Origin of the sequence: Enterobacter sp. WCHEn090032 (genome assembly GCF_003986875.1) — a bacterium.
Lineage (GTDB): Bacteria > Pseudomonadota > Gammaproteobacteria > Enterobacterales > Enterobacteriaceae > Enterobacter > Enterobacter sichuanensis.
Map to the genome: position 1 here is coordinate 80,061 of NZ_RXRN01000012.1, position 26,325 is coordinate 106,385.

General features: G+C 56.3%; 25 protein-coding genes. 8 read left to right on the plus strand and 17 right to left on the minus strand.

Annotation, left to right across the window (positions count from 1 at the left end; all coding sequences use genetic code 11):
- Positions 1–232 precede the first annotated feature (232 nt).
- The 5 genes from anmK (at position 233) to pdxY (ending at position 4,815) form a co-directional block, all read left to right on the plus strand.
- Complete coding sequence (anmK, locus tag EKN83_RS12335) at positions 233–1,357, plus strand: anhydro-N-acetylmuramic acid kinase (RefSeq protein ID WP_025758347.1); 1,125 nt, start codon at positions 233–235, stop codon at positions 1,355–1,357.
- A 93-nt stretch (positions 1,358–1,450) separates the two neighbouring features.
- On the plus strand, positions 1,451–1,774 hold the full coding sequence (gene mliC, locus EKN83_RS12340) for a C-type lysozyme inhibitor (protein ID WP_025758348.1): 324 nt from the start codon (positions 1,451–1,453) through the stop codon (positions 1,772–1,774).
- 57 nt (positions 1,775–1,831) lie between these two features.
- Complete coding sequence (pdxH, locus tag EKN83_RS12345; RefSeq protein ID WP_025758349.1) at positions 1,832–2,488, plus strand: pyridoxamine 5'-phosphate oxidase; 657 nt, start codon at positions 1,832–1,834, stop codon at positions 2,486–2,488.
- A 125-nt stretch (positions 2,489–2,613) separates the two neighbouring features.
- Positions 2,614–3,888: a tyrosine--tRNA ligase gene (gene tyrS, locus EKN83_RS12350; protein WP_025758350.1), complete on the plus strand. Its 1,275-nt coding sequence runs from the start codon at positions 2,614–2,616 to the stop codon at positions 3,886–3,888.
- Between the two features lie 66 nt (positions 3,889–3,954).
- On the plus strand, positions 3,955–4,815 hold the full coding sequence (pdxY, locus tag EKN83_RS12355; RefSeq protein WP_126801014.1) for a pyridoxal kinase PdxY: 861 nt from the start codon (positions 3,955–3,957) through the stop codon (positions 4,813–4,815).
- A 102-nt stretch (positions 4,816–4,917) separates the two neighbouring features.
- Here the strand turns inward: pdxY and gstA are convergent, their stop codons facing one another.
- From gstA to blr, 12 genes are all read right to left on the minus strand, one after another.
- Positions 4,918–5,523: a glutathione transferase GstA gene (gstA, locus tag EKN83_RS12360; protein WP_025758353.1), complete on the minus strand. Its 606-nt coding sequence runs from the start codon at positions 5,521–5,523 to the stop codon at positions 4,918–4,920.
- 98 nt (positions 5,524–5,621) lie between these two features.
- Positions 5,622–7,130 (minus strand): dipeptide/tripeptide permease DtpA, encoded by a 1,509-nt coding sequence (gene dtpA / locus EKN83_RS12365; protein WP_025758355.1) that lies wholly within the window; start codon positions 7,128–7,130, stop codon positions 5,622–5,624.
- Positions 7,131–7,720: 590 nt separating this feature from the next.
- A complete protein-coding gene (nth, locus tag EKN83_RS12370; protein ID WP_008500570.1) occupies positions 7,721–8,356 on the minus strand; it encodes an endonuclease III in 636 nt (211 codons plus the stop codon).
- Entirely contained in the window at positions 8,353–9,039 is a 687-nt protein-coding gene (locus EKN83_RS12375; RefSeq protein WP_025758357.1) for an electron transport complex subunit E, read from the minus strand. Before EKN83_RS12375 ends, nth begins: the two co-directional genes overlap by 4 nt.
- Before the next feature lie 2 nt (positions 9,040–9,041).
- A complete protein-coding gene (gene rsxG / locus EKN83_RS12380) occupies positions 9,042–9,662 on the minus strand; it encodes an electron transport complex subunit RsxG (protein ID WP_047958396.1) in 621 nt (206 codons plus the stop codon).
- Between the two features lie 10 nt (positions 9,663–9,672).
- Positions 9,673–10,725, minus strand: a complete 1,053-nt coding sequence (gene rsxD, locus EKN83_RS12385; protein ID WP_045284918.1) for an electron transport complex subunit RsxD — start codon at positions 10,723–10,725, stop codon at positions 9,673–9,675.
- On the minus strand, positions 10,726–12,747 hold the full coding sequence (rsxC, locus tag EKN83_RS12390; RefSeq protein WP_126801015.1) for an electron transport complex subunit RsxC: 2,022 nt from the start codon (positions 12,745–12,747) through the stop codon (positions 10,726–10,728). It abuts the gene before it with no gap.
- Positions 12,740–13,318 (minus strand): electron transport complex subunit RsxB, encoded by a 579-nt coding sequence (gene rsxB, locus EKN83_RS12395; protein ID WP_025758363.1) that lies wholly within the window; start codon positions 13,316–13,318, stop codon positions 12,740–12,742. Before rsxB ends, rsxC begins: the two co-directional genes overlap by 8 nt.
- Positions 13,318–13,899: an electron transport complex subunit RsxA gene (gene rsxA, locus EKN83_RS12400; protein WP_008500564.1), complete on the minus strand. Its 582-nt coding sequence runs from the start codon at positions 13,897–13,899 to the stop codon at positions 13,318–13,320. The genes rsxB and rsxA overlap by 1 nt, the downstream gene beginning before the upstream one ends.
- Before the next feature lie 76 nt (positions 13,900–13,975).
- The gene (locus EKN83_RS12405) at positions 13,976–14,416 is read right to left on the minus strand and encodes a DUF2569 domain-containing protein (RefSeq protein ID WP_025758365.1); all 441 of its coding nucleotides are present in this window, start codon (positions 14,414–14,416) and stop codon (positions 13,976–13,978) included.
- Between the two features lie 86 nt (positions 14,417–14,502).
- Positions 14,503–14,718 (minus strand): transcription modulator YdgT, encoded by a 216-nt coding sequence (ydgT, locus tag EKN83_RS12410; protein ID WP_006174966.1) that lies wholly within the window; start codon positions 14,716–14,718, stop codon positions 14,503–14,505.
- Between the two features lie 232 nt (positions 14,719–14,950).
- The gene (gene blr / locus EKN83_RS12415; protein ID WP_168112406.1) at positions 14,951–15,076 is read right to left on the minus strand and encodes a division septum protein Blr; all 126 of its coding nucleotides are present in this window, start codon (positions 15,074–15,076) and stop codon (positions 14,951–14,953) included.
- A 243-nt stretch (positions 15,077–15,319) separates the two neighbouring features.
- Here blr and EKN83_RS12420 point away from each other — a divergent pair, with 243 nt between their 5' ends.
- On the plus strand, positions 15,320–16,360 hold the full coding sequence (locus EKN83_RS12420) for an oxidoreductase (protein WP_025758366.1): 1,041 nt from the start codon (positions 15,320–15,322) through the stop codon (positions 16,358–16,360).
- A 52-nt stretch (positions 16,361–16,412) separates the two neighbouring features.
- Here the strand turns inward: EKN83_RS12420 and add are convergent, their stop codons facing one another.
- The 3 genes from add to malX form a co-directional block, all read right to left on the minus strand.
- Positions 16,413–17,414, minus strand: a complete 1,002-nt coding sequence (gene add, locus EKN83_RS12425) for an adenosine deaminase (RefSeq protein ID WP_025758367.1) — start codon at positions 17,412–17,414, stop codon at positions 16,413–16,415.
- Positions 17,415–17,510: 96 nt separating this feature from the next.
- Positions 17,511–18,683, minus strand: coding sequence for a MalY/PatB family protein (locus tag EKN83_RS12430; RefSeq protein WP_126801016.1), 1,173 nt, complete (start codon positions 18,681–18,683; stop codon positions 17,511–17,513).
- Between the two features lie 48 nt (positions 18,684–18,731).
- Positions 18,732–20,324, minus strand: coding sequence for a maltose/glucose-specific PTS transporter subunit IIBC (gene malX / locus EKN83_RS12435; RefSeq protein ID WP_025758369.1), 1,593 nt, complete (start codon positions 20,322–20,324; stop codon positions 18,732–18,734).
- A gap of 177 nt (positions 20,325–20,501) precedes the next feature.
- On the opposite strand from malX, the gene EKN83_RS12440 reads away from it, so the two are divergent.
- The gene (locus EKN83_RS12440; RefSeq protein ID WP_025758370.1) at positions 20,502–21,530 is read left to right on the plus strand and encodes a Mal regulon transcriptional regulator MalI; all 1,029 of its coding nucleotides are present in this window, start codon (positions 20,502–20,504) and stop codon (positions 21,528–21,530) included.
- A 125-nt stretch (positions 21,531–21,655) separates the two neighbouring features.
- Here the strand turns inward: EKN83_RS12440 and EKN83_RS12445 are convergent, their stop codons facing one another.
- A complete protein-coding gene (locus tag EKN83_RS12445; protein WP_126801017.1) occupies positions 21,656–23,188 on the minus strand; it encodes a YdgA family protein in 1,533 nt (510 codons plus the stop codon).
- Positions 23,189–23,287: 99 nt separating this feature from the next.
- Positions 23,288–24,463, minus strand: a complete 1,176-nt coding sequence (gene manA, locus EKN83_RS12450) for a mannose-6-phosphate isomerase (protein ID WP_126801018.1) — start codon at positions 24,461–24,463, stop codon at positions 23,288–23,290.
- 197 nt (positions 24,464–24,660) lie between these two features.
- Between manA and fumA the strand changes: the two genes are divergently transcribed.
- Positions 24,661–26,307, plus strand: a complete 1,647-nt coding sequence (gene fumA / locus EKN83_RS12455) for a class I fumarate hydratase FumA (protein ID WP_025758374.1) — start codon at positions 24,661–24,663, stop codon at positions 26,305–26,307.
- The last annotated feature ends 18 nt before the right edge of the window (positions 26,308–26,325 follow it).

The following is a 26,325-nucleotide window of genomic DNA, read 5'->3' on the forward strand; positions in this document are numbered from 1 at the left end:
CGCCCCATTCCGGGCATCCGTTATGGCTAAATTATATGGCATAAGGGGCCATCGTTCATATCTTTGCACTAACAATAGGAAAATTGTACTTGAATTTGACTTAACGAGACATAAACAGGATCCGCGCGTGTTAGTCGTCTGACATTGTTAAAAAATATTATCCCCGGATGGCAAAGCAACGCCGTTTATGGTTGAGTGGGTAACCTTAGCCCACGCAACGTAAGGAAAGCGCATGAAATCGGGTCGCTACATTGGTGTGATGTCTGGTACCAGTCTGGATGGGGTAGATGTCGTTCTGGCCGCCATTGATGAAAACATGGTGGCGCAGCAGGCGAGCCTGACCTGGCCAATCCCCCTTTCACTGAAAGAGGATATCCTGAGTATCTGTCAGGGCCAGCAACTGACCCTCTCCCAGCTTGGACAACTCGACGTCCGTCTGGGGGCGCTGTTTGCGGATGCGGTGCTGGCTTTGATGCAAAAAGAACATCTTCGTCCGCAGGATGTGGTAGCCATTGGGTGTCATGGACAAACGGTCTGGCACGAGCCGGGCGGAGACGCGCCGCACACCTTGCAAATCGGCGATAACAACCAGATTGTGGCGAAAACGGGTGTAACGGTGGTGGGGGATTTTCGCCGACGTGATATTGCGCTTGGCGGCCAGGGGGCTCCGCTGGTGCCCGCGTTCCACCAGGCGTTACTGGCCCATCCGTCAGAAAGACGTATGGTGCTCAACATTGGCGGGATTGCCAATCTCTCGATGCTGATCCCTGGGCAGCCTGTTCGCGGTTACGACACGGGTCCGGGCAACATGTTAATGGATGCCTGGATCTGGCGGCAGTGCGGACAACCGTATGATAAAAACGCAGAGTGGGCGAGCGAGGGGAAAGTGATTATCCCGCTGCTGCAATCCATGTTGAGCGATCCCTATTTTGCCTTACCGGCGCCGAAAAGCACCGGGCGAGAATACTTCAACTTCGGCTGGCTTGAGCGCCAGCTGGCCTCCTTCCCGGCGCTCGCACCACAGGATGTTCAGGCGACGCTCGCCGAGCTTACGGCCGTGTCGGTCTCCGAACAGGTGTTGCTCAGCGGCGGATGCGAACGCCTGCTGGTGTGCGGCGGTGGCAGCCGTAACCCGCTGGTGATGGCGCGTCTGGCCGGGCTGCTGCCGGGTACCGAAGTGACGACAACCGATGCGGCGGGCATCAGTGGCGATGATATGGAAGCGCTGGCCTTCGCCTGGCTTGCCTGGCGCACCGTTGCCGGACTGCCGGGTAATTTACCGTCGGTGACCGGGGCGCGCGAAGCCAGCGTGCTGGGGGCGATTTTCCCGGCGAATCCGCGTCATAATCAGAGTTAACTGAAATTCAGCGCCGCGTCCCGTCGTTACAATGGAATGAAACAGGAGGGCAGGCATGCCCTCCAGGACCAGGAAAGTCTTCGGAATACGCCCATGAAAAAACTTCTTCTTATTGCCGCGCCTTTATTGCTGTCAGGATGCAGCGTCTATAACCAGCTCCTTGAGCGCATGCAGACCGATACGCTGGAGTATCGCTGCGACGAAAAACCGCTGACCGTGAAGCTCAATAATCCCCGCCAGGAAGCCAGTTTTGTTTACGACAATAAATTGTTGACGCTGAAGCAGGGTATCTCGGCCTCCGGCGCGCGTTATACCGACGGTATCTATGTCTTCTGGTCGAAAGGTGACAGCGCCACGGTCTACAAACGCGACCGAATTGTGCTGAACAACTGCCAGCTCGAAAATCCGAAGCGTTGAGATTTTTACAGGGGCGGCGCACAATAGCGCCACCCAATCTCAATGTTAGCTAACGCCATGTCAGATAACGACGAACTGCAGCAAATTGCGCATCTGCGCCGTGAATACACCAAAGGCGGCCTGCGTCGCCAGGATCTTCCCGCTGAACCCCTTGTGCTTTTTGAACGCTGGCTGAAACAGGCCTGCGAAGCGAAACTTGCCGACCCAACGGCCATGGTTGTCGCGACGGTTGATGAAAACGGGCAACCGTATCAGCGCATCGTATTGCTCAAGCATTATGACGAGAAAGGGCTGGTGTTCTATACCAACCTGGGTAGCCGTAAAGCGCACCACTTAGAAAACAATCCGCGTATTAGTCTCCTGTTCCCCTGGCATATGCTGGAACGTCAGGTGATGGTGACCGGCAAAGCGGAACGCCTCTCCACGCTGGAAGTGGTGAAGTACTTCCACAGCCGTCCGCGTGACAGCCAGATTGGCGCCTGGGTATCAAAACAGTCCAGCCGCATCTCTGCCCGTGGGGTGCTGGAAAGCAAGTTCCTGGAGCTGAAACAGAAGTTCCAGCAGGGTGAAATCCCACTGCCCAGCTTCTGGGGCGGTTTCCGTATCCCCATTGAGCAGATTGAGTTCTGGCAAGGGGGCGAACATCGCCTTCACGACCGCTTTTTGTACCAGCGCGAAGAGGGCGGCTGGAAAATCGACAGACTGGCACCCTAATCCCCGAAATTTGTTGATTTAAGCGCTAGCGCACACCGCGCTTGCGCTTTATTCTATGTTCCTTTCGCATCAGGCGAAAAGTCGTGTACCGGCAAAGGTGCAGTCGTTTATACATGGAGAATTTGATGGCAAGCAGTAACTTGATTAAACAATTGCAAGAGCGGGGCCTCGTGGCCCAGGTGACGGACGAGGAAGCGTTAGCAGAGCGACTGGCGCAAGGCCCGATCGCGCTCTATTGCGGCTTTGATCCCACCGCTGACAGCTTGCATTTGGGGCATCTTGTTCCATTGTTATGCCTGAAACGCTTCCAGATGGCAGGCCATAAGCCTGTTGCCCTGGTGGGCGGCGCGACCGGTCTGATTGGCGACCCAAGCTTTAAAGCCGCTGAGCGTAAACTGAATACCGAAGATACCGTGCAGGAGTGGGTGGATAAGATCCGCAAACAGGTTGCACCGTTCCTCGACTTCGACTGTGGTGATAACGCCGCGATTGCCGCGAACAACTACGACTGGTTTGGCAGCATGAACGTGCTGACCTTCCTGCGTGACATCGGCAAACATTTCTCTGTTAACCAGATGATTAACAAAGAAGCCGTGAAGCAGCGTCTGAACCGTGACGACCAGGGTATCTCCTTTACTGAGTTTTCGTACAACCTGCTGCAGGGCTATGACTTTGCCTGCCTGAACAAACTGCACGGCGTTTCCCTGCAGATTGGCGGTTCTGACCAGTGGGGTAACATCACCTCCGGTATCGATCTGACCCGTCGCCTGCATCAGAACCAGGTCTTCGGGCTGACCGTTCCACTGATCACCAAAGCCGACGGTACCAAATTCGGTAAAACGGAAGGCGGCGCGGTATGGCTCGATCCGAAGAAAACCAGCCCGTACAAATTCTACCAGTTCTGGATCAACACAGCGGATGCCGATGTTTACCGCTTCCTCAAGTTCTTCACCTTCATGGACATTGCTGAGATCAATGCGCTGGAAGAAGAAGACAAGAACAGCGGTAAAGCGCCACGTGCCCAGTACGTGCTGGCGGATGAAGTGACCAAACTGGTGCACGGTGAAGAGGGTCTGGCCGCGGCAAAACGCATTACCGCCAGCCTGTTCAACGGTACCCTGAGCGATCTGAGCGAAGCGGACTTCGAACAGCTGGCCCAGGACGGCGTGCCAATGGTTGAGATGGAGAAAGGGGCTGACCTGATGCAGGCGCTGGTGGACTCTGAGCTGCAGCCTTCCCGCGGTCAGGCGCGTAAAACCATCGCCTCTAACGCGATCACCATCAACGGTGAGAAACAGGCCGACCCGGAATACACGTTCGTCGACGGTGACCGCCTGTATGGCCGCTACACGCTGCTGCGTCGCGGTAAGAAAAACTACTGTCTTGTCTGCTGGAAATAAGACACAGTCTCCAGGGGCGTGGGAAACCACGCCCCTTTTGTTTTTTCAGGGTTTGGTAAGCATAAAATGAAGAACATCCTCGCCATTCAGTCCCACGTTGTTTTTGGACATGCTGGCAACAGCGCTGCGGAATTCCCGATGCGCCGCCTCGGCGTCAACGTCTGGCCCCTCAATACCGTTCAGTTCTCTAACCACACGCAATACGGCAAATGGTCCGGCTGCGTGATGCCGCCTTCGCACCTCACCGACGTTGTGCAGGGCATTGCCGATATCGACCAGCTCAAGCGCTGTGACGCCGTACTGAGCGGTTATCTTGGTTCAGCGGAGCAGGGGGAACATATCCTCGGCATCGTGCGTCAGGTAAAAGCGGCAAACCCGGCGGCTAAATACTTCTGCGACCCGGTCATGGGGCATCCGGAGAAGGGCTGTATTGTGGCGCCAGGGGTGGCAGAGTTTCACGTCCGCCATGCGCTGCCCGCCAGCGATATCATTGCGCCAAACCTGATTGAACTGGAGATCCTCTGCGAGCATCCGGTGAATAGCGTAGTAGAGGCAGTCAGCGCGTCCCGCGAGCTGATAGCCCAGGGGCCTGAAGTTGTGCTGGTAAAACACCTGGCGCGTGCAGGGCTAAGCCAGGACCGTTTTGAGATGCTGCTGGTCACGAAAGATGACGCCTGGCACATCAGCCGTCCGCTGGTGGATTTTGGTCAGCGCCAGCCGGTAGGGGTTGGAGATGTCACCAGCGGTCTGTTGTTGGTGAAATTGCTGCAGGGAGCCGCGCTGCAGGATGCGCTGGAGCATGTTACGGCGGCAGTGTACGAAATTATGATGGCGACGAAAGCGATGCAGGAGTATGAACTGCAGGTAGTTGCCGCGCAGGATCGTATTGCGAAGCCGGAGCACTATTTCAGCGCGACGCGGCTCTGAACGATGCCGGGAGGCGCTGCGCTTGCACGGGTCTGAGAGGTATTGTGCAATTATTGGTAGGCCGGGTAAGCGCAGCGCCACCCGGCAAAACAGACCGCTCGGTTAACTCAAACCTTCCGCTTTCAGCGCCGCAGCCACCGCAGGACGCTCCGCCACGCGTTTCATATACGATGCGATATGGTCTAACCCTTCCAGATTCAGCTTAACCGCGCGCGCCCAGCGCAGTACGGTAAAGAGATACGCATCGGCAATGGTGAAACGCGACCCGCCAATCCACTGTTCGTCTTTCAGCGATTCGTTGACGTACTGCAGCTTTTTCTCAAGAAGGGCGCGCAGGGTTGGTTTAAACTCTTCCGGCGTATCCGGGCGGAACAGCGGCGTAAAGCCTTTGTGCAGCTCGGTGGCAATGTAGTTCAGCCATTCCAGCGTCTTGTAGCGCGAAATGGTGCTGACCGGGGCCAGCAGCTGGCGATCGGGCACGCTGTCGGCCAGGAACTGCATAATCGCTACGCCTTCGGTCAGCAGAGTACCGTCATCCAGCAAGAGTGCCGGAACTTGTCCCTTCGGGTTAATGGCCAGAAAGTCATCGCCGTTTTCCAGACGTTTTTTCATCAGATCCACACCATCCAGCGTGAAATCTTTGCCGCTCTCGCGCAGCGTGATATGCGAAGCAAGAGAGCACGCGCCCGGTTTGTAGAACAGTTTCATCGGTAACTCCTTTTTGCTGAGGTTTCAGCTATGTTAGTGCGCGAACAGATAAAAAAAAAGCCGCTAATAGATTAGCGGCTCATCGTTTCTCAATCACATTACGCGGTAGCGGTTTTGGTCGCTTCAGCGGTCTTATTGTCGTCCTGAGTCATACGATTCAGTTTCGGTGCGGTCAGCAGCATCAGCGCCGCAATCACCGCCGTCGCGATACCAATCTGCATGAATACGGTACCGTAGACGTTCAGAGAGACCAGTGGGTCCGTGACGTTATCCGGTACCGCCATCAGGTTCGCAATCTTACCTGCGATGATTGCCGCACCCGCGGTAGTCAGGAACCAGCTACCCATGATGAAGCCCATCAGGCGCTGTGGCACCAGTTGAGCAACCATTGCCAGACCCAGACCGGAGATCATCAGCTCACCGATAGACTGCAGCGCGTAGCTCAGGATCAGCCAGTTCACGGACACGATACCTGCGTCGGTGGCAAATTTGGTACCCAGTGGCAGCACCAGGAACGCGCCGGAGCACAGCACCATACCAATCGCAAACTTGTGCGGCATTGGCAGACGGTCACCCATCTTGTTATAGATAGCGGCCAGAATCGGGCTACCAATCATGATCCAGAACGGGTTCAGTGCCTGATACTGCTCCGGCTCAAACGCGATACCCAGAATAGAGTGCTCAACGTTACGAATCGCGAAGAAGTTCAGAGAAGTTGGCATCTGGCTGTACAGAACGAAGAAGATAATCGCTTCCAGCATCAGGATGAATGCCACGATCATCTTACGACGGGCAGCGCCCTGCATGGCAAACGCTTCTTTCGCAAAGATCACCACGATACCCAGTGCTACCACGCCCAGAACCGCACGCGCGATACCCTGGTTGTGCAGCAGCCAGGTGGCGATCGTGGCGAGGATCACCACGCCCACAATGGTCGCCAGCAGTTTGCCCATATGCACAGGTTCGAAGTCTGGTTTTGAACCGTAATCTTTAACCCAGCGCTGGCAGAAAGCAAAGTTCACCACGGTGATCAGCATACCGACCACGGAGAGGGAGAACGCCACGCTCCAGCCGAATTTAGCGGCCAGCCATGGGGTTGCCAGCATGGAGAAGAAGGAACCGATGTTAACGGACATGTAGTACATGGTAAATGCACCGTCCAGGCGCGGGTCATCTTTGCTGTAGCAGGTAGAGAGCAGGGAGGATGGGTTCGCTTTGAACAGACCATTACCGACGGCAATCGTCGCCATACCCATATACACCACAGCGGCATCGTGCCCGGACCATGCAACCAGTGCATAGCCAATCGCCAGGACGATGGCGCCCAGCATGATGACACGTTTAGTACCGAGAACTTTATCACCCAGCCAGCCGCCGATAGCGACCAGGCCGTACACCAGAGCACTGAAAGAAGAGAACAGCGTGATGGAATCGGCTTCGGACATACCCAGCTGTTTTACCAGGTAAACCGCCATGATCCCTTGCAGGCCGTAATAACCAAAACGCTCCCATAACTCGATAGAGAAGATGAGATAGAACGCTTTAGGTTGTTTAAAAGCGTTAAGACTCACGCTTTCATCTGTTGGTTTATTGTTTGCAGTCGACACATATACCTCTTTTTTTACATCCCATATTAACGGGGGTGTGCATAGCGTGATGGCCGTAGTCCATCCGCCTTATAGTTATATTGGGAGGAGAAACGGCGGGTAATGTTCACTATCCTGACCCGTCTGGCAATACGTTTGTAATAATCTGTTACATATATCTGGGGTGGTATAATCTTCGGTTCATACAAATGTTATTTAGCGTTAAATTTCATACAGTGAGGAAAGGTAGTTTTTTCGACTGGTAATTACCGGCTCTGAGGGGCTTTTGGCGATATCTTCTGCTATTTGCCGCTTGATGCAGTGATATAGCCCATATTCTGAAAAATAGCTGGTCTTATGTTCGGTTTAAGGCAAGAGATATCTTATGCCACAAAGGGTTTAGGCGGATTTTAACAACAAAAAATCAACATGAAGTTATCAGGGTGATCGTGATCACAGATGTATAGAAATTTTTGGCTATGAAAAAAGTATTAACCTGTTTGAGCGTTAAAGAACCGAATAAGTGACAGGTGAGGCAAAACAAAAGGCGGACAAAAAACGGCCAAAAGAAGAGCGTTTGATAGCCCTTCTTTTGCTAAGGGATTGAGTGCTCAGGGATAGACTTTTTCTTTGTATTCGCAGAGATCTTCAATAATGCAGGAGCCGCAGCGAGGCTTACGGGCAATACATGTGTAACGGCCGTGCAGGATCAGCCAGTGATGACAATCAACCTTAAATTCGGCAGGTACCACTTTTAACAGCTTCTCTTCGACCTGTTCGACGTTTTTACCCGGGGCAAAGTTGGTCCGGTTCGATACGCGGAAAATATGCGTATCCACGGCGATAGTAGGCCAGCCAAACGCGGTGTTCAGTACCACGTTCGCCGTTTTACGACCGACGCCCGGTAAGGCCTCCAGCGCGGCGCGGTCCTCCGGTACTTCACCACCGTGCTGTTCGAGCAGGATCCGGCAGGTCTTAATCACATTCTCGGCTTTGCTGTTAAACAGGCCGATGGTTTTGATATAGGATTTCACGCCTTCCACACCCAGCTCCAGCATGGCCTTCGGCGTATTGGCGACTGGATAGAGCAGGGCGGTGGCTTTATTGACGCTCACGTCGGTAGCCTGGGCAGAGAGCAGCACGGCGATCAGCAGCTCAAACGGGGAGGTAAAATTCAGCTCCGTCGTCGGGTGCGGGTTCTCGTCCCGCAGACGGGTCAGGATCGCAATGCGCTTTTCTTTATTCATGAGGCCTTCTCGGGTGTCCCTTCCAGAACGCTGCGCTCAGCCGCGCGGCGCTTACGTTTCTCATCAATCAGGTATTTTACCGCCAGCATCATGCCGAGGCCAATAAACGCGCCAGGCGGCAGCATCGCCAGCAGGAATGGCGTATCGGTGTGGAATACTTCAATGCGCAGCGCTTTGGCCCAGCCGCCCAGCAGCGCGTCCGCGCCGTCAAACAGCGTACCGTTGCCAAGGATCTCGCGCAGTGAGCCCAGCACGAACATGGCGCAGGTGGCGCCCATACCAATGGAAAAACCGTCCAGCGCCGACATGGCCGGGCTGTTTTTCACCGCGAAGGCTTCCGCACGCCCGACCACGATACAGTTGGTGACGATCAGGGGAATAAAGATCCCAAGCGACTGGTACAGACCGAACGCGTAAGCGTTAATCAGCATCTGGACGATACTGACCACCGACGCAATGATCATGACGTAGATCGGAATACGGATTTCCGACGGCGTCCAGCGGCGCAGGGCAGAGATGGAGAGGTTGGTCAGGGTCAGCACCAGCGTGGTCGCCAGACCCAGACCGAGCGCGTTGGTGGCAGTGGATGTCACCGCCAGCAGCGGACACATCCCCAGAAGCTGTACCAGCGCGGAGTTGTTCTTCCACAACCCCTGGACAATAACCTCTTTAACCTGGCTCATGATTACTCCTCACAGGCCGGAAGATTGTTGATTTGCGCGGGCAGCGTTTCAGCATACAGCCCGGCTCGTTTTACAGCGTTCACCACGGCACGCGGCGTGATGGTCGCGCCGGTGAACTGGTCGAACTCACCGCCATCTTTCTTCACCGCAAACGCGGTATCCTCTTCGCCATGGATCACTTTACCGGCAAAGTGCAAAATCCAGTCGCTCAGACGGGTTTCAATCTTATCGCCAAGACCCGGCGTTTCATGATGTTCCGTGACGCGGGTGCCCAGTATCGTACCGGAGAAATCGCTGCCCACAAGCAGCTGAATGGCACCGGAATAGCCGTCAGGCGCCGTCGCTTCCATCACCGCGCCTACCGGTTTATCCCCTTTGCGGGCAATAAAGAGGCGGTGCGGGCCTTTCCCCAGCTGCGGCGCGTCTACCACAAAGCAGCTTTTTTGCAGGTCATTATCGTAGAAATCTGACGGGATCACCTGATCGAACAACGCTTTTTGCTGCTTCGACGCCTGCTCTTCAATCGTGGTTTTGGTCAGAGCGTTGACCAGCGCTGTCAGCCCTGTCAGGACCGCGGCGAAGACAGCCAGCGTGACGCCGTGCTTTTGCATCGTTTTTAACATGGCGAAACCCTTAGCGATGGCCGTACACGCGTGGACGCGTGTAATAGTCAATAAGCGGAACGGTAATATTGGCGAGCAGGACAGCAAACGCCACGCCATCCGGGTAACCACCGAAGCTGCGAATGAGCCAGACCAGTAACCCCGCCAGCGCGCCGAAGATCAGACGCCCGCGGTTAGTCGTGGAGGCTGTCACCGGATCCGTCAGGATAAAGAAGGCACCGAGCATGGTCGCACCGGAGAGCAAGTGCATTTGCGGACTGGCCAGTGATTCAGGTGAGAAGACCCACCCCAGCGTGGCGCAGACCGCCAGCGTCACCAGGAAGCTGACCGGAATATGCCAGCGAATGGCTTTCTGCTGCAACAGGAACAGGCCGCCAAGCAGATACGCCAGGTTGACCCACTGCCAGCCGGCTCCCGCCAGCATGCCGCGATAGATGGCGGATTGCATAATCTGCTCAACGCTATGGCCGGCATGCAGGGAGGTTTTAAAGGTATCAAGCGGCGTTGCCTGGCTAATCCCGTCCACGCCCATACGCAGCGCGTTCATATCCGCTCCGAGCGCCGTATGGCCGGTAAAGATAACGTGCAGGGCATCCATGAAGCCCGGAACCGTGGCCGCAATGTCATGCGGCGGCAGCCAGCTGGTCATCTGCACCGGGAAGGAGATCAGCAGCACCACGTAGCCAATCATCGCCGGGTTAAACGGGTTATGGCCCAGTCCGCCATAGAGCTGTTTCGCAATGATCACGGCAAACACGGTGCCTAGCACCACCATCCACCACGGGGCAAACGGCGGGATACTGATGGCCAGCAGCAGGCCGGTCAGCAACGCGGAGTTGTCAGCGAGAATACGGGAGACCGCTGCCTTACGCAGCTTAAGCACCAGGGCTTCTGCCGCTAAGGCGCTGGCACAGCCGAGGAGTATCTGGAAGAGGGTTCCCCAGCCGAAAAACCAGCACTGAACGGCAATGCCCGGCAGGGCCGCCAGGCAAACCAGCATCATAATGCGCGATGTCTGACGCTGGTTATGGGTGTAGGGGGAACTTGCGATTCTGAAAACCATTTAATCCTCGTTAACTGCTTGTTGTGCGGCTTTCTTTGCCTGAACGCGCGCAATGGCGGCGGCGACGGCGGCTTTGCGCGGGTCATCGTTAGCGGCCTGCGGTTGCGTTTCCTGCTGCGCCGCCTTACGGGCTTTAGCACGCGCAATGGCCGCTTCGACGGCGGCTTTACGCGGGTCGACCGGAGTTTCCGCTTCTGCCGCAGGCGCCTGCTGCGCCGCTTTACGGGCTTTAGCACGCGCAATGGCCGCTTCGACGGCCGCTTTACGCGGATCGACCGGGTCCTGTTCTACCACCACCGGTTGCTCTCCGGCTTTGCGGGCCCTGGCGCGGGCGATTGCCGCTTCAACGGCCGCTTTCCGCGGATCGACCGCAGCATCCGCCGGGGGCGTTTGTGCTTTTTCTGCCTGACGGGCGCGAGCGGCGGCCTTGCGTGCTTCACGTGCGGCGATCGCTTCGCTGTTATCCGGCTTTTCACCCGCCGGGATCACCACAGGCTGCGCTGCATTGGCTTTTTTCTCGCGAACGCGGGCCAGTGCGGCGTTAATCGCATCCTGATCTTTCTCGCCAGGCTGAACGGCAGCCTGCTTGTGGCGCTCCTGACGGGCGAGTTTTTCGCGTTCCAGTCGCGCCTGGCGCGCTTCAAAGCGTGCTTTGGCTTCTGCGGCCCGTTTCTCTTCCATGGAGATGGCATAAATTTCAGCTTTCTCCTGACGGAAATACTGCACCAGCGGAATGTTGCTGGGGCAGACCCAGGCGCAGGCACCGCATTCGATGCAGTCGGCCAGGTTATGGGCTTTCGCTTTGTCATGCAGCTGACCTTTGCTGTACCAGTACAGCTGCTGCGGGAGCAGATCGGCAGGGCAGGCATCGGCACAGGCGCTGCAGCGGATACAGCCTTTCTCTTCCTGCTCCGCACCCATTTCGCTCGTTGAAGGCGCGAGCAGACAGTTGGTGATTTTCACTACCGGAACGTCCAGCCACGGCAGGGTAAAGCCCATCAGGGGGCCGCCCATGATCACCATCTGGTCGCTACCCGGGCAAAATTCAGCCTGTTCCAGCAGGTGACGCACCGGCGTACCCAGACGCGCCCAGACGTTGCCCGGGCGAGAGACCGACTCCCCGGTCAGCGTCACGACGCGCTCGGTCAGCGGCTCGCCGTCAATCACCGCACGCTTTACGGCGTAAGCGGTGCCGACGTTCTGCATCAGCACGCCGATATCTGAAGAGCGTCCGCCGTGCGGTACCTGCTTGCCGGTGAGAATTTGCGTCAGCTGTTTAGCACCGCCAGAGGGGTACTTGGTCGGGATCACGCGCAGGCTGATATCATGGCTACCCGCCAGCACGGCACGCAGCATGGAAATAGCCTGCGGTTTGTTATCTTCGATACCAATCAGCACTTCCCGCGGCTGCAGAATATGCGCAAGGATGCGGATGCCTTCCACTACCTGCGCGGCGCAGTCCTGCATCAGACGGTCGTCGGCGGTGATATAGGGTTCACATTCGGCGGCGTTGATAATCAGCGTCTGGATCTTATCGCCACCGCCGCGCAGTTTGACCCCGGTCGGGAAACCTGCGCCACCCAGACCGGCAACGCCGAACTGATGAATGCGTTCAATAAGCGCTTCACGGCTGCGGGCGCGGTAGTCGCTCCAGCCGTCACGTTCAATCCAGCGGTCTTCGCCATCGGCTTCAATAATGACGCTCAGCTCTGAGAGCGCTGAAGGATGCGCCACCGTATGGGGCGCAATGGCCACCACCTTACCGGAGGTGGGGGCGTGTACCGGCAGCATACGTCCGCGCCCAAAGGTCAGGGGCTGACCGCGAAGGACGATATCGCCCTCTTTTACACACAGCTCACCCTCAGCGCCTATGTGCTGCTTCAGCGGCATGACGAAACGGGTCGCCAGCGGAATTTGACGCAGCGGGGTACCGCTGGACTGGGTTTTCATCTCCGGTGGATGGATCCCACCGTCAAAGTCCCAAATCTTCTCTTTTCTGAAAGCAGAAAATAACTTAAGCATGTTGTTCCACAGGAATGATGCGAACCGGAATGGTTTGAAGATCCCATTTCCAGCTTTCGGTAGTCGGTTCAACCGGGCGCAACTCAATACATTGCGTCGGGCAGGGGGCCACGCAGAGGTTACAGCCAGTGCACAGATCCGCCACCACGGTGTGCATGGCGCGGGTTGCGCCAACAATGGCGTCCACCGGGCAGGCCTGTATACATTTGGTGCAGCCGATGCAGTTTGCTTCGTCAATCACGGCCAGCGCACGTACCGGCTCCTGGACGTCCGCATCGCCATCCACAGGCTGCGGGTCGACGTTCAGCAGGGCCGCAATTTTCAGCATCACCGCTTCGCCACCGGGCGCACAGCGGTTAATTTTTTCACCCTGAACCCCTACCGCTTCGGCATAGGGGCGGCAGCCAGGGTAGCCACATTGCCCGCACTGGCTTTGTGGCAAAAGCTCATCAATTTTCTCAACAACAGGATCGTCCTCTACCGCGAAACGGCGGGAGGCGTAGCCCAGGATAAGGCCAAACACCAGCCCCAGAACGCTGATAGAGGCGATGGCAATCCAGATAGCATTCATTACAACTTCACCAGACCACTAAAGCCCATAAAGGCCAGAGACATTAAACCGGCGGTCACCAGCGCGATCGCGTTACCGCGGAAGGGCGCAGGGATATCCGCTGCGGCCAGGCGCTCGCGAATGGAGGCGAACAGCACCATGACCAGAGAGAAACCGACTGCCGCAGAGAAACCATACAGCGCCGACTGCATAAAATTGTGGCCAAGGTTGATGTTCAGCAGCGCCACGCCGAGCACCGCGCAGTTGGTGGTGATCAGCGGCAGGAAGATACCCAGCAGGCGATAGAGCGCCGGGCTGGTTTTGCGCACCACCATTTCGGTAAACTGCACCACCACTGCGATAACCAGGATAAAGGCCAGCGTGCGAAGATAGGTTAACCCCAGCGGGATGAGGATCCACGTATCAATCCACCACGCGCAGATGGACGCCAGCGTCATCACGAAGGTCGTCGCCAGCCCCATCCCCATTGCCGTTTCCAGCTTTTTGGAAACGCCCATAAACGGGCACAGGCCAAGGAACTTCACCAGAACGAAGTTGTTAACCAGCACGGTGCCGACAAAGAGCAGTAAGTAATCGGTCATTATTTAGCCTGAAATAAAAAAGCCGCCTATTATCGGATAAACCCACGCAGGCGACAACAGGTTATCTGTAAGGTTATTACGGGTTCACAAAGGTGTTTTTCACCCGCGTTGAACGCTTGAAATAGGGCACCAGCAGCGCTGCGGCCAGTAGCGGGAAAAGCAGCTGACGGACGGCCAGGGCATCAGAAACGGGCGAAAACGCAAAGGCCTTCACCGCCAGCAGAACCGAAACCAGCAGCCAGATAATGTAGTGTTTAGGCACGCTTTTGCGGCGCTTAAAGAAGGCTATCGTCAGCCACAGCGTGTAGTACCACATCCCAATCGCGAAAACGAACGACACAAACCACATCGCAATATTAAGCACGCTTTGCGACATCAGGGTCTGAATGGCATGAGGGGTAATCAGTGCGGTGGTATAAAGCAACAGCGCAAGTGATGCGCTTAATAAGGCAACCAGCAGCCATGCCAGTGGGGCGATTAACCAGCCTCCAATGCGTTCTCCAGGCGTTGCGGTCATGAACTCTCCCATAATCTGCGCGAAATGTTGTACAGCCAGTTTGCAGGGCGGAGAGTATATAACATTTCGCGCGGATGGCTACTTTCTTATAGAACGTAACGCCAGACAGACTTCGGTACTTCACCCACGTTGAACAAACGGCCTCCGGACACCAGCTCCGCTCGACGATGATCGGCGGCGCGATACATATTGATGATCTCCTGATTATCCGACAGGGTGTAGTTCAGATGGTCAAACAGTTTTTCCAGGCTCTCAAGCGAATTGATCTTGCGAAATTTTAATAAATAGTCCTGAACTGTCATATTAATAAGTTTCCATATAAAAGATGTGTAATACCCGTTAAGGTAATTTGTTCGAATAATAAACGGATTAATAAAGACGTAAACAGCCCACTCAGGTAACGCGACGAAATTAGGAGTTTTCTTTGCTGAAATTCAGGCATCAGAAGATGCCTGGAAGAGAAGGTTAACCGTGTTCACCAGGGCTGGCAATACGTAACTGACATATTATGTCACTCTTTATTGCCGTAACCGGTTACTTAGGTTGGGCGACAGTGACAGGCTCCGGCGGCTGGTAGTTATCGATATGGCTGGCGACGCCAAGCAAAATGACCGATACCCCAAGAACAATCCATCCCGCTAATTCAATGATTCGATTAATAATTGACGTCATGATTCGTAATTGTACTTTATCCATAAAGACCGGGTGCAAATGTTACAGCGAGCTTTTCCTGACGGCAAGGGCTTTGGGAACGGTTCCCCTAAACAAAATCAGCAGGTTAATACTATGTAACAAAAACAACCGGTACAACCTGCTATTTTAAGTCATATGGCTCATTATTAATCTGTGGTAATGCCAGACTACCCAGTGTGAAATAAGAACGTCATAAAAGAGGATGGCACTATGAGTGATAATATCCGCGTCGGGCTTATTGGATACGGCTACGCGAGCAAAACGTTTCATGCGCCTCTGATAGCCGGAACGCCGGGGATGGCGTTGGCGGCAGTCTCCAGCAGCGATGCCGCTAAAGTTCATGCCGACTGGCCTTCCGTGCCGGTTGTCTCTGAGCCTAAACATCTTTTCAACGATCCGAACATTGATTTAATCGTCATCCCCACGCCGAACGATACCCACTTTCCGCTGGCAAAAGCCGCGCTGGAAGCCGGTAAACACGTGGTGGTGGATAAACCCTTCACCGTGACGTTGTCACAGGCTCGCGAGCTGGATGCGCTGGCGAAGAGTCTGGGCAGGTTGCTGTCGGTTTTCCATAACCGCCGCTGGGACAGCGATTTTCTGACGGTAAAAAGGCTTCTCGGTGAGGGTACGTTAGGGGAGATCCTCTTTTTTGAATCGCACTTTGACCGCTTCCGCCCACAGGTACGCAACCGCTGGCGCGAGCAGGCCGGTCCGGGCAGCGGCATCTGGTACGATTTAGCCCCGCATCTGCTGGATCAGGCCGTGAATCTTTTTGGCCTGCCGGTGAGCATGACGGTCGATCTGGCCCAGCTCAGGCCCGGGGCGCAGACCACGGATTACTTCCACGCCGTGTTAAGTTACCCGCAGCGACGGATAGTGCTGCACGGCACGATGGTCGCGGCCGCGGAATCCGCCCGTTATATTGTCCACGGCACGCGCGGGAGCTACGTGAAATTTGGTCTCGATCCCCAGGAGGACCGGCTGAAAAATGGCGAGCGTTTGCCGCAGGAAGACTGGGGCTACGATATGCGCGACGGCGTTGTCACGCGGGTCGAAGGTGAAGAGCTGGTCGAGGAAACCCTGCTGACGATCCCGGGTAACTATCCGGCGTATTACGCGGCCATTCGCGATGCGCTGAACGGCTCGGGGGAGAACCCGGTGCCGGCCAGCCAGGCGATTCAGATTATGGAGCTGATTGAACTGGGGATTGAATCTGCCAAACATCGCGCCACGCTCTGTCTGGCATAAGTTTTAACTCTTTTGTCGGCCGGGTAAGCGTCAGCGCCACCCGGCAACGGTGTTAACCGCGAGCCACTTTATCTTTCAACGCCTGCTTCTCTGCAGGCGTCAGGAAGGCCATTTCCAGTCCGTTGATCTGCGCCTGACGGATCTGTTCGCGGCTCAGGCCCGCCTGCGGTGCGGCGATGTTGTACTCATGGATAATATCCACGCCCTGTACCGCCGGATCGTCCGTGTTCAGCGAGGCCAGTACGCCGTGCTCCAGGAACGTTTTCAGCGGGTGCTGGGCAAGCGTCGCCACGGTGCTGGTCTGAATATTGGACGTCAGACAGGACTCAATCCCGATACGCTGCTCTGCCAGGAAATCCATCAGGGCGCGATCTTCCACGGCCTTCACGCCGTGACCGATACGCTCGGCACCCAGCTCACGGATGGCCTGCCAGATGCTTTCCGGGCCTGCGGCTTCCCCGGCGTGAACGGTAACATGCCAGCCGGCATCGCGCGCGCGGTTGAAATGGGAGAGGAACAGGCTGCCCGGGAAGCCCAGCTCATCACCGGCAAGATCGACGGCGGTGATGGCATCGCGATGGGCCAGCAGCGCCTCCAGCTCCTGCAGGCAGGCGGCTTCGCCGAACGTACGGCTCATAATGCCAATCAGGCGGGCCTGAACATCGAAGGCTTTACAGCCTTCACGCACGCCTTCAATGACGGCTTCCACCACGCCCGCAACGGGCAGGTTGTGGGTCATCGCCATATAGCCCGGCGAGAAGCGCAGTTCGACATAGTGCAGACCGTTGCGGGCCGCATCTTCAATGTTCTCGAACGCTACGCGACGGCAGGCATCCAGCGAGGCCAGCATCTTTACGCCCCAGTCGAGTTTGCTCAGGAAGCTGACCAGATCCGGTTCATTTGAGGTGACCTGTACGTGAGGGATCAGGGCATCAAGCGTTTGAGCGGGGAGCGTTAAATTGAACTGGCGGCCAAGATCGAGAATGGTTTGGGCACGAATGTTACCGTCAAGGTGACGATGAATATCAGTTAAAGGCAGGCGTGTATCAATCATGGTCGCACTCTTTTCTGGTTAAAGTGCGCCATATTATAAAAACAAAACGGGGTAAAAAGCTATTTGCGCAAGGGAATATTCCGTTGCGCAAACTGATTACCGCAGCGTGTTAATGCCCGCGATGAGGCGCTGAACCCCTTGCTCCAGCTTGTTGCGCGGGCAGCCCGCATTCAGACGTACGAAGCCGTTTCCCTCTTTTCCGTAGGTATATCCCGGCATGATGGCGACTTTTTGCTGCTCGATCAGCACCTTTTGCAGTGACCGATCGTCAATGTTCAGCGGGCGCAGGTCAATCCAGGCCAGATAGGTCGCCTCTGGCGGCTGCCAGTTCAGTTTCGGAAAAGCGCTGTTTAATTCGCGAGCGATATACAACAAATTGTCTTCGAGATATTGGCGTAAGGCATCCAGCCAGGGGGCCCCCTGCTGATAGGCCGCGATATGGGCCGTCAGCGCCAGCACGGAGGGGGAAGAGAGCCCGTCGCGGCCTTTCAGGGCGCTGAGATAGCCGTTGCGGCTCGCTTCATCGCCAATGAGGCCGTAAGCCCCGGTGAGCGCCGGAATATTAAAGCTTTTCGAGCCGGAGGTCAGAAGCGCCCATTTGCCACGCGCCACCGCGCTCCATGGTGTGTGACGATGCTCGCCCCACACCATATCCATATGGATTTCATCACTGATCACCGCCACGTCATAGCGCGCGCACAGTTCCGCCATGTGCGTCAGTTCGTCCCGCGTCCAGACCTTGCCGGTAGGGTTTTGCGGGCTGCACAGCAGCAAAATTTTGTTTTCGTGTTTCGCCAGGGCTGCTTCAAGGGCAGTCATATTTCCTTGCCAGCCTGTTGGCTGTTTTTGCATCTCAACGGTCACCACCTGACGCGCATTGCCCTCAATGGCTTTGTAAAACGCATCGTAGGCCGGGGTGTGAACCACCACGCCGTCGCCAGGGTTTGACCAGAGGCGTATCAGCTCGGAGACCATGTAGATAACGGAAGGGCCATAGACCACGCTTTCAGTATCAATCTGGCAGTTAAAGCGTTGCTCAAACCAGTGCGCGATGGCGGCGAGAAATTCATCATTTTTCCAGCGGCTGTAGCCGAACACGCCGTGATGAATACGCTCATGCAGCGCGTCGGTAATGCAGGGGGCGGTGGCGAAATCCATATCCGAGATGGTGAAGGGCAGTAAATCGGCCGCGCCAAAACGGTCGGCGACATAGTCCCACTGCGTACACCAGGTGCCGTGACGATCCACGACGGTTGAGAAATCAAACATGCTTTAATCCTTAACGTAAAACCCCCTCAAGGTGAGGGGGCTGAGGCATCAGGCTTCAACTGTTCGCATCAGGGTAGCCAGTTCATCTTTCACTGACTGCACCTGCGGGCCGATAACCACCTGCAAATTGTGCTGATTAAGTTGTACCACGCCGATGGCCCGGTTGGCTTTCAGGGCGTTGGTGTCCACTTTGGACATATCCGCCACCGACAGACGCAGGCGGGTAATACAGTTATCCAGAGAGGTAATGTTTTCCGCACCGCCCAGCGCCGCCAGAATGGCCGGAGTGTTATAGCCGGATTTCCCCACGGTTCCTGCAACCGCCTGTTCCACGCTGGTGGCCGTATCGGTATCGCGGCCCGGCGTTTTCAGGTTAAAGCGGGTGATGGCGAAGCGGAAGATGCCGTAGTACACCGCGAACCAGATCGCCGCCACAACCGGCACCAGGTACCACTTGGTGGACAGGCCGTGCAGGATGCCGAACACCACGAAGTCAATCACATTGCCGTCGGTATTGCCGATGGTGACGCCCAGCACCGCCATCACGGTAAAGCCCAGACCGGTCAGCACCGCGTGGATGAGGTACAGCACCGGCGCGACAAACAGGAACAGGAATTCGATGGGCTCAGTGGTACCGCCCACGACGCAGGCGATCACGCCGGAAATCAGCAGTCCTTTAATTTTATGGCGGTTTTCCGGGCGTGCACAGTGGTACATCGCCAGCGCGGCGCCAGGCAGACCGCCGAGGAAGGCCGGCATTTTACCCTGAGACAGGAAACGGGTTGCGCTTTCAGAGAACCCGTGGGTGGTCGGGCAGCTCAGCTGCGCCTGGAAGATGGTCAGCGCACCGCTCACATCGTGACCGCACACCTCCATAGTGCCGCCCGCTTCGGTAAAGCGGATCAGCGCCACCAGGATATGCTGCAGGCCAAACGGCAGCAGCAGACGTTCGCCAGTGCCGAAGATCATCGGACCAAAATCGCCCGCGCCGTTAATGATGCGGCCAATGCCGTTAATGCCCATCGCGAAGACCGGCCAGATCAGCGGAATGATCAAACCAAACAGGCCCATCACCACCAGGGTGATAATCGGCACAAAGCGGGTGCCGCCGAAGAAGGCCAGCGCATCCGGCAGACGGATATTGTGGAAACGCTCGTGCAGCATCCAGATAATCACCCCGGCGATCACCGCCCCGAGGATCCCGGTATCAATGGACTGGATACCAATCACGCTCTGAATATTGTTGGCTTTCAGTACCGCCGCGTCGGTGGTAGGCAGAATGCCTTTCGCGGTCAGCCAGAAGTTAACCGCGAGGTTCATTACGGCGTAACCCACAAATCCGGCGAACGCCGCGACGCCTTTGTTCTCGCGGGCCAGGCCCAGCGGAATAGCGATACAGAACATAACGGGGAGGAAGCTGAAGGCGAAGGAGCCGACTTTACTCATCCAGATAAAGATCGCCTGCAGCGCGGGCGCGCCGAGGAACGGGATCAGGGTGATGACGTCTTTACTGCTTAACGAGCTGCCGATGCCGAGCATGATCCCGCAGAACGAGAGGAGCGCCACGGGCAGCATAAAGGTTTTACCCAGTTGCTGGAAAAATTCCCACAGCGATATTTTTTGTGCTGCTTTCGCCGTCATAAAACGACTCCTTTATTGTTAAAATCAGTTTGCCTGCTTCAATGCTGCGAGAAGATAAAACGTTTTATCAAACTTTAGTGCGCGCTATATCACATTCTCAGGCTTTGACTGGTAGTATAAAGATAACGTATTGATAAAACGTTTTACCGATCTCATTTCAGGGAGTCACGCCGACACATGGCTGTAGCGAAAAAAATCACCATTAACGATGTCGCGCTGGCGGCGGGGGTGTCCGTCAGTACCGTTTCGCTGGTGCTGAGCGGAAAAGGACGTATTTCACCCGCAACCGGCCAGCGGGTTAACGAGGCGGTTGAGCAACTGGGCTTTGTGCGTAACCGCCAGGCATCGGCGCTGCGCGGCGGGCAGAGCGGGGTGATTGGCCTGATTGTCCGCGACCTGACGTCACCGTTCTATGCGGAGCTGACCGCAGGGCTAACGGAAGCCCTTGAAGCGCAGGGGCGAATGGTCTTTTTGCTGCATGGCGGACGCGAGGCCGATCAGTTGCTGTCCCGCCTCGATATGCTGCTGACCCAGGGGGTGGACGGGGTGATCGTCGCCGGCGCGTCGGGCGTGGGCAGCGAGCTGTGCGAGCGTGCCGCCGAAAAAGGCGTGCCGCTGGTGTTTGCCTCCCGCGCCAGCTATCTCGACGAGGCCGACACGCTGCGCCCGGATAACATGCAGGCCGCGCAAATGTTGACCGAGCATCTGATTCGCCGCGGGCATCAGCGCATTGCCTGGCTGGGCGGCAAAAGTTCATCCCTGACGCGGGCTGAGCGGGTAGGCGGCTACTGCGCAACGCTGATCAAGTATGGCCTGCCGTTCCACAGCGAATGGGTGGTGGAGTGTGAATCCAGCCAGAAGAAAGCGGCAGAAGCGATAGGTGCACTGCTGCGCAGCAGCCCGACGATCAGCGCCGTGATTTGCTATAACGACGTGATTGCCATGGGCGCCTGGTTTGGCCTGATCCGCGCCGGGCGTCAGAGCGGCGAGGGCGGAGTGGAAACGTTCTTCGGCCATCAGGTGGCGCTGGGGGCGTTCGCCGACGTCGGCGAAAACGCGCTCGACGATCTGCCGATCGTCTGGGCCACGACCCCTGCGCGGGAGATGGGCTACACCCTGGCGGACAGGATCATGCAGCGCATCGACAATACGGATGTCCAGGCCGGGCACCAGATTGTGGCGGCGCGGCTAGTGACGGTGAAATAGACACCTCGGCACATTGCCCGGCGGCGCTGCGCTTGCACGGGCCTACAACGGCCCGGAATCGTAGGCCGGGTAAGCGTCAGCGCCACCCGGCAATAAAAAACCCCTCGCATGAGGGGTTTTGACGTTTACTGCTGCGGCGCTGCTGGTTCGGCTGGCGCTGCGGGTTCAGCCGGTTCCGGCGCGCCCAGAGCAGGCATACCAAACATGCCGACAAAGTCATCCAGCGGCATTTTGTCGCCGTTGAGCGTCACCTGACCGTTGGCATACTGCAGGCTGGTGGAGATGGTGTTGTTGTCCACCTTCGTGATGCGGAACATCTGGCCCATTGCCGCCAGACCTTTCACCTGCTGATTCGCCAGCTTGCCAGCGTCTTCATCGCCGTAGCCTTCCAGCTTCGCAATCTTGGTCATAAACTCGGTGGCCATATCCATCGGGATAGTCAGCTTGCTGTCGAGGGACTTCACGCTGCGATCCACTTCCTGTGCCAGCGTCTGAGGTTCGCCCGTGGCGGTTGCCGGATCTTTCAGGAACAGAGACAGGTTGAAGCTGGTTTCGCCTTTGCTGTTTTTCCAGCTCAGCGGCGCAACGGTGACCACCGGCTCGCCTTTCAGCAGGATTGGCAGGTTGTTGAACAGTACCGCCATAGCCTGCTGCTGGTACACCTCCGGGTTCTGCTGCAGCGCGGCATCGGTCAGCAGCGCCTGGCTCTCTTTGCTGTATTTCTGGCTAAACTCGTGCCACGCCTGCCCGTCGATATTGCCGATTTTCAGCGAAAACTTGCCGGTGCCCAGATCCTGATTCTGGACTTTCAGGCTCTTCAGCGTGTAATCCAGCTGGGTGTTGATGTTTTTGCCGTCTTTAGACACGTCAGATTTGCCGTCGATGTTCATGCCTTCCAGCACGGCCATCTCTTTACCTTCAATGGCAATCGCAATCTTGTCGACAGACAGTTTCTGATCGCCGATGCGCTCTTTAAAGTCGGTCATTCGGCTGTTGCCGTCGGCTTTCAGATTGTTAAAGGTGAGCTGAACTTTTTGGTTATATTCATTTACGGCATCGACCAGGCCACTTTCCGCTTCACCCGTCAGAGATAACACGTTCCCGTCGCGGTCAGTATCAACCTGGAAATTGCCGCCGCTAAAGGCAACTTTCTCATTCTCTTTCTCGTAGTTCAGCGCTTTCAGCGCGATATCAGAACGGGTATCACCGGAGTAGCTAATGCGGGTGTTAATATCGAAAGGTGATTCATTCTTCGCCAGATTAAACAGCGGTTTGGTCAGGTCGTTGTTCACCAGAACAGTGTGAACGGACGCCATCGACGGGATCAGGTTAAACGACTTTAACTGCGCCAGCGGGAATGGACCGTGGCTCACCACTTCATTCAGCACCACGCTCTGACCCGGCTTCAGCCAGCCGTTTTCATTACCGGCAACCGGCTTCACCACCAGCTGCATATGGCTGCTGAACACACCGCGCTGATAATTCTGGTAGCTCAGCTCTACGCCCGCTTCCGGTGCGCTGCCCTTAATTTCGCTGTTAGCCTGTGCCACCATCTCAGCCAGACGGCTTTCCAGCTGTTTCCCGGTATACCAGGAGGCACCCGTCCAGACCACGCCTAACGCTACAATCACTCCTACCGCTACGACCGATTTTTTCATTGCGACTATCCCTAAAATGAAACCAGGCGGTTGAAACCGCCCGGAGATATAAAGCCTGCCACTAGCTTAGCAAGAGTTGTTAAAAAATTCAGTAAGTGCCTATAGCTTATTAAAAACACGCGCCAGACGACCGGTGCCACTTACGCTTACCGGAGACTCATTCGCCGCAACAAACGCCGATTCACCCGGATTCAGCACCAGACGCTCGCTATTTTTATGCAGAGTAGCTTCGCCCTCCACGCAGAACAGGATCGCCGCGCTCTCCTGCGCGATGGTCGTTTCTGTCTGGCTCAGGTCATGCAGCGAGAAAGCAAAATCCTCAACCGGGATCGGGAAGTCCAGCTCTGCACCCTTTTTCACTGGCTGAGTCAGCAGCTCTGCGGCAGGTTTCGCCACGAACTTCACGTTAGCAACCAGTTCAGGGATGTCGATGTATTTTGGCGTCAGGCCCGCGCGTAGCACGTTGTCGGAGTTGGCCATCACTTCCAGCGCCACGCCCTGCAGGTAGGCGTGCGGAGTTTCCGCGAACAGGAACATCGCTTCGCCCGGGTTCAGCTTCACCACGTTCAGCAGCAGAGGAGAGAACAGGCCGCTGTCGTCCGGGTAGAACTCGGAAATCAGGCGAATGGTGTCCCACGGTTCACCTTCCTGCGTGGTCAGGGCTGCTTTCAGCACCGCCAGCGCGTGGGATTTCTCGTCACCCTGCATGTTAAGCAGGCTGGCAAACAGCTGGCTCAGGCCTTCAGCATTGGGGTTTTCGAGGAAGTGGGCGATAGCGTTATTGGCACCAGCGACCGGTTGCAGCAGGGAGATAATCTCTGAAAACTCGCGGAAGGCGTTCATCGCCAGGAACGGGGTCAGCGCGAACACCAGTTCCGGCTTATGGTTTGGATCTTTGTAGTTACGCTCGGCAGCGTCTAACGGAATACCGGCCGCATTCTCTTTCGCAAAGCCGATTTCAGAGGCTTTCTTATTCGGGTGGACCTGGATGGAGAGCGGCTGGTCGGCGCACAGCACTTTAAACAGGAACGGCAGTTCGCCAAAGCGCTGAGCCACCTTGTCGCCCAGCAGCGCGGCTTTATCGGCATCAATGACGTCACGCAGGCTGTGCACCTGACCGCTGGCGTCTTCAATTTTTGAGCTGCTCTTCGGGTGCGCACCCATCCACAGTTCTGCCATCGGCAGGTTGTTTGGGTTCGCGATACCGTAGAGATCCGTTAACGCAGTTTTACTTCCCCAGGCGTAGTTTTGCACTGAGTTGATGAGTTTTTGCATTATCAAGCCCTGATTCAAATGTGGAATAAACTTCGGGTATTAAAGCAATAAACCACCGGGAAGTAACCTGTGGATGTAAAAAGTCGTACTAGTCTCAGTTTTTGTTAAAAAATTGTGTAGGATAAGCTGACTCGCTTTTAAGCGGGCAGCGGAACATCTGCCCAAATAATCAGACTGAAGCAGTAAGTGAGAGAACAATGTCGAACAAACCCTTCCATTATCAGGATCCTTTCCCGCTGAGTAAGGATCAGACCGAATACTATCTGTTAACCCGCGATCACGTCTCTGTCTCTGAGTTTGAAGGACAAGAGATCCTGAAGGTCGATCCGCAGGCGCTGACGCTGCTGGCGCAGCAGGCTTTTCACGACGCCTCGTTTATGCTCCGTCCTGCACACCAGCAGCAGGTGGCCGATATCCTGAGCGATCCGGAGGCCAGCGAAAACGATAAATACGTTGCCCTGCAGTTCCTGCGTAACTCCGATATCGCGGCGAAAGGCATTCTGCCAACCTGCCAGGACACCGGCACGGCAATCATCGTTGGGAAAAAAGGCCAGCGCGTCTGGACCGGCGGCGGCGATGAGGCGGCGCTGGCGCACGGCGTTTACAACACCTACACCGAAGACAACCTGCGCTATTCGCAGAACGCGCCGCTGGACATGTACAAAGAGGTCAACACCGGCACCAACCTGCCTGCACAGATTGACCTCTACAGCGTGGACGGCGACGAGTACAAATTCCTCTGTATCGCCAAAGGCGGCGGTTCAGCTAACAAGACCTATCTCTACCAGGAAACCAAAGCGCTGCTCACCCCGGGCAAGCTGAAGAACTATCTGGTGGAAAAAATGCGCACCCTCGGCACCGCGGCGTGCCCGCCGTACCATATCGCGTTTGTGATTGGCGGTACGTCGGCAGAAAGCACGCTGAAAACCGTGAAGCTGGCCTCGACCAAATACTATGACGGCCTGCCGACAGAAGGTAACGAGCACGGCCAGGCGTTCCGCGACGTTCAGCTTGAACAGGAGCTGCTGGAAGAGGCGCGCAATCTGGGCCTCGGTGCGCAGTTTGGCGGTAAATACTTCGCCCACGACGTGCGCGTGATCCGTCTGCCGCGTCACGGTGCATCCTGTCCGGTCGGGATGGGCGTCTCCTGCTCCGCGGATCGTAACATCAAGGCGAAGATCAACCGTGAAGGCGTGTGGATCGAAAAACTGGAAAACAACCCGGGTAAATACATCCCGGAAGAACTGCGTAAAGCGGGTGAGGGCGAAGCGGTTCGCGTTGATCTGAACCGTCCGATGAAAGAGATCCTGGCGCAGCTTTCACAGTATCCGGTCTCGACCCGTCTCTCCCTCAACGGCACCATTATCGTGGGCCGCGACATCGCACACGCGAAGCTGAAAGAGCGTCTGGACAACGGCGAAGGGCTGCCTCAGTACATTAAAGATCATCCGATCTACTACGCGGGCCCGGCGAAAACGCCTGAGGGCTATGCTTCTGGCTCGTTAGGTCCGACCACCGCAGGGCGTATGGACTCGTACGTTGACCAGCTGCAGGCTAACGGCGGCAGCATGATTATGCTGGCAAAAGGAAACCGTAGTCAGCAAGTGACGGACGCGTGCCACAAGCACGGCGGCTTCTATCTCGGCAGCATCGGCGGCCCGGCTGCGGTGCTGGCGCAGGGCAGCATCAAGAGTCTGGAGTGTGTGGAATACCCGGAACTGGGAATGGAAGCTATCTGGAAAATCGAAGTGGAAGACTTCCCGGCGTTTATCCTCGTGGATGACAAAGGCAACGACTTCTTCAAACAGATCCAGTCCTCTCAGTGTTCGGCCTGTGTGAAGTAATTCTGTAAATTGCCGGGT

Coding starts and splice junctions, on each gene's coding strand:
- anmK (WP_025758347.1), top strand. CDS start 233: ATGAAATCGGGTCGCTACATTGGTGTGATGTCTGGTACCAGTCTGGAT.
- mliC (WP_025758348.1), top strand. CDS start 1,451: ATGAAAAAACTTCTTCTTATTGCCGCGCCTTTATTGCTGTCAGGATGC.
- pdxH (WP_025758349.1), top strand. CDS start 1,832: ATGTCAGATAACGACGAACTGCAGCAAATTGCGCATCTGCGCCGTGAA.
- tyrS (WP_025758350.1), top strand. CDS start 2,614: ATGGCAAGCAGTAACTTGATTAAACAATTGCAAGAGCGGGGCCTCGTG.
- pdxY (WP_126801014.1), top strand. CDS start 3,955: ATGAAGAACATCCTCGCCATTCAGTCCCACGTTGTTTTTGGACATGCT.
- gstA (WP_025758353.1), bottom strand. CDS start 5,523: ATGAAACTGTTCTACAAACCGGGCGCGTGCTCTCTTGCTTCGCATATC.
- nth (WP_008500570.1), bottom strand. CDS start 8,356: ATGAATAAAGAAAAGCGCATTGCGATCCTGACCCGTCTGCGGGACGAG.
- EKN83_RS12375 (WP_025758357.1), bottom strand. CDS start 9,039: ATGAGCCAGGTTAAAGAGGTTATTGTCCAGGGGTTGTGGAAGAACAAC.
- rsxG (WP_047958396.1), bottom strand. CDS start 9,662: ATGTTAAAAACGATGCAAAAGCACGGCGTCACGCTGGCTGTCTTCGCC.
- rsxD (WP_045284918.1), bottom strand. CDS start 10,725: ATGGTTTTCAGAATCGCAAGTTCCCCCTACACCCATAACCAGCGTCAG.
- rsxC (WP_126801015.1), bottom strand. CDS start 12,747: ATGCTTAAGTTATTTTCTGCTTTCAGAAAAGAGAAGATTTGGGACTTT.
- rsxB (WP_025758363.1), bottom strand. CDS start 13,318: ATGAATGCTATCTGGATTGCCATCGCCTCTATCAGCGTTCTGGGGCTG.
- rsxA (WP_008500564.1), bottom strand. CDS start 13,899: ATGACCGATTACTTACTGCTCTTTGTCGGCACCGTGCTGGTTAACAAC.
- EKN83_RS12405 (WP_025758365.1), bottom strand. CDS start 14,416: ATGACCGCAACGCCTGGAGAACGCATTGGAGGCTGGTTAATCGCCCCA.
- ydgT (WP_006174966.1), bottom strand. CDS start 14,718: ATGACAGTTCAGGACTATTTATTAAAATTTCGCAAGATCAATTCGCTT.
- EKN83_RS12420 (WP_025758366.1), top strand. CDS start 15,320: ATGAGTGATAATATCCGCGTCGGGCTTATTGGATACGGCTACGCGAGC.
- add (WP_025758367.1), bottom strand. CDS start 17,414: ATGATTGATACACGCCTGCCTTTAACTGATATTCATCGTCACCTTGAC.
- EKN83_RS12430 (WP_126801016.1), bottom strand. CDS start 18,683: ATGTTTGATTTCTCAACCGTCGTGGATCGTCACGGCACCTGGTGTACG.
- malX (WP_025758369.1), bottom strand. CDS start 20,324: ATGACGGCGAAAGCAGCACAAAAAATATCGCTGTGGGAATTTTTCCAG.
- EKN83_RS12440 (WP_025758370.1), top strand. CDS start 20,502: ATGGCTGTAGCGAAAAAAATCACCATTAACGATGTCGCGCTGGCGGCG.
- EKN83_RS12445 (WP_126801017.1), bottom strand. CDS start 23,188: ATGAAAAAATCGGTCGTAGCGGTAGGAGTGATTGTAGCGTTAGGCGTG.
- manA (WP_126801018.1), bottom strand. CDS start 24,463: ATGCAAAAACTCATCAACTCAGTGCAAAACTACGCCTGGGGAAGTAAA.
- fumA (WP_025758374.1), top strand. CDS start 24,661: ATGTCGAACAAACCCTTCCATTATCAGGATCCTTTCCCGCTGAGTAAG.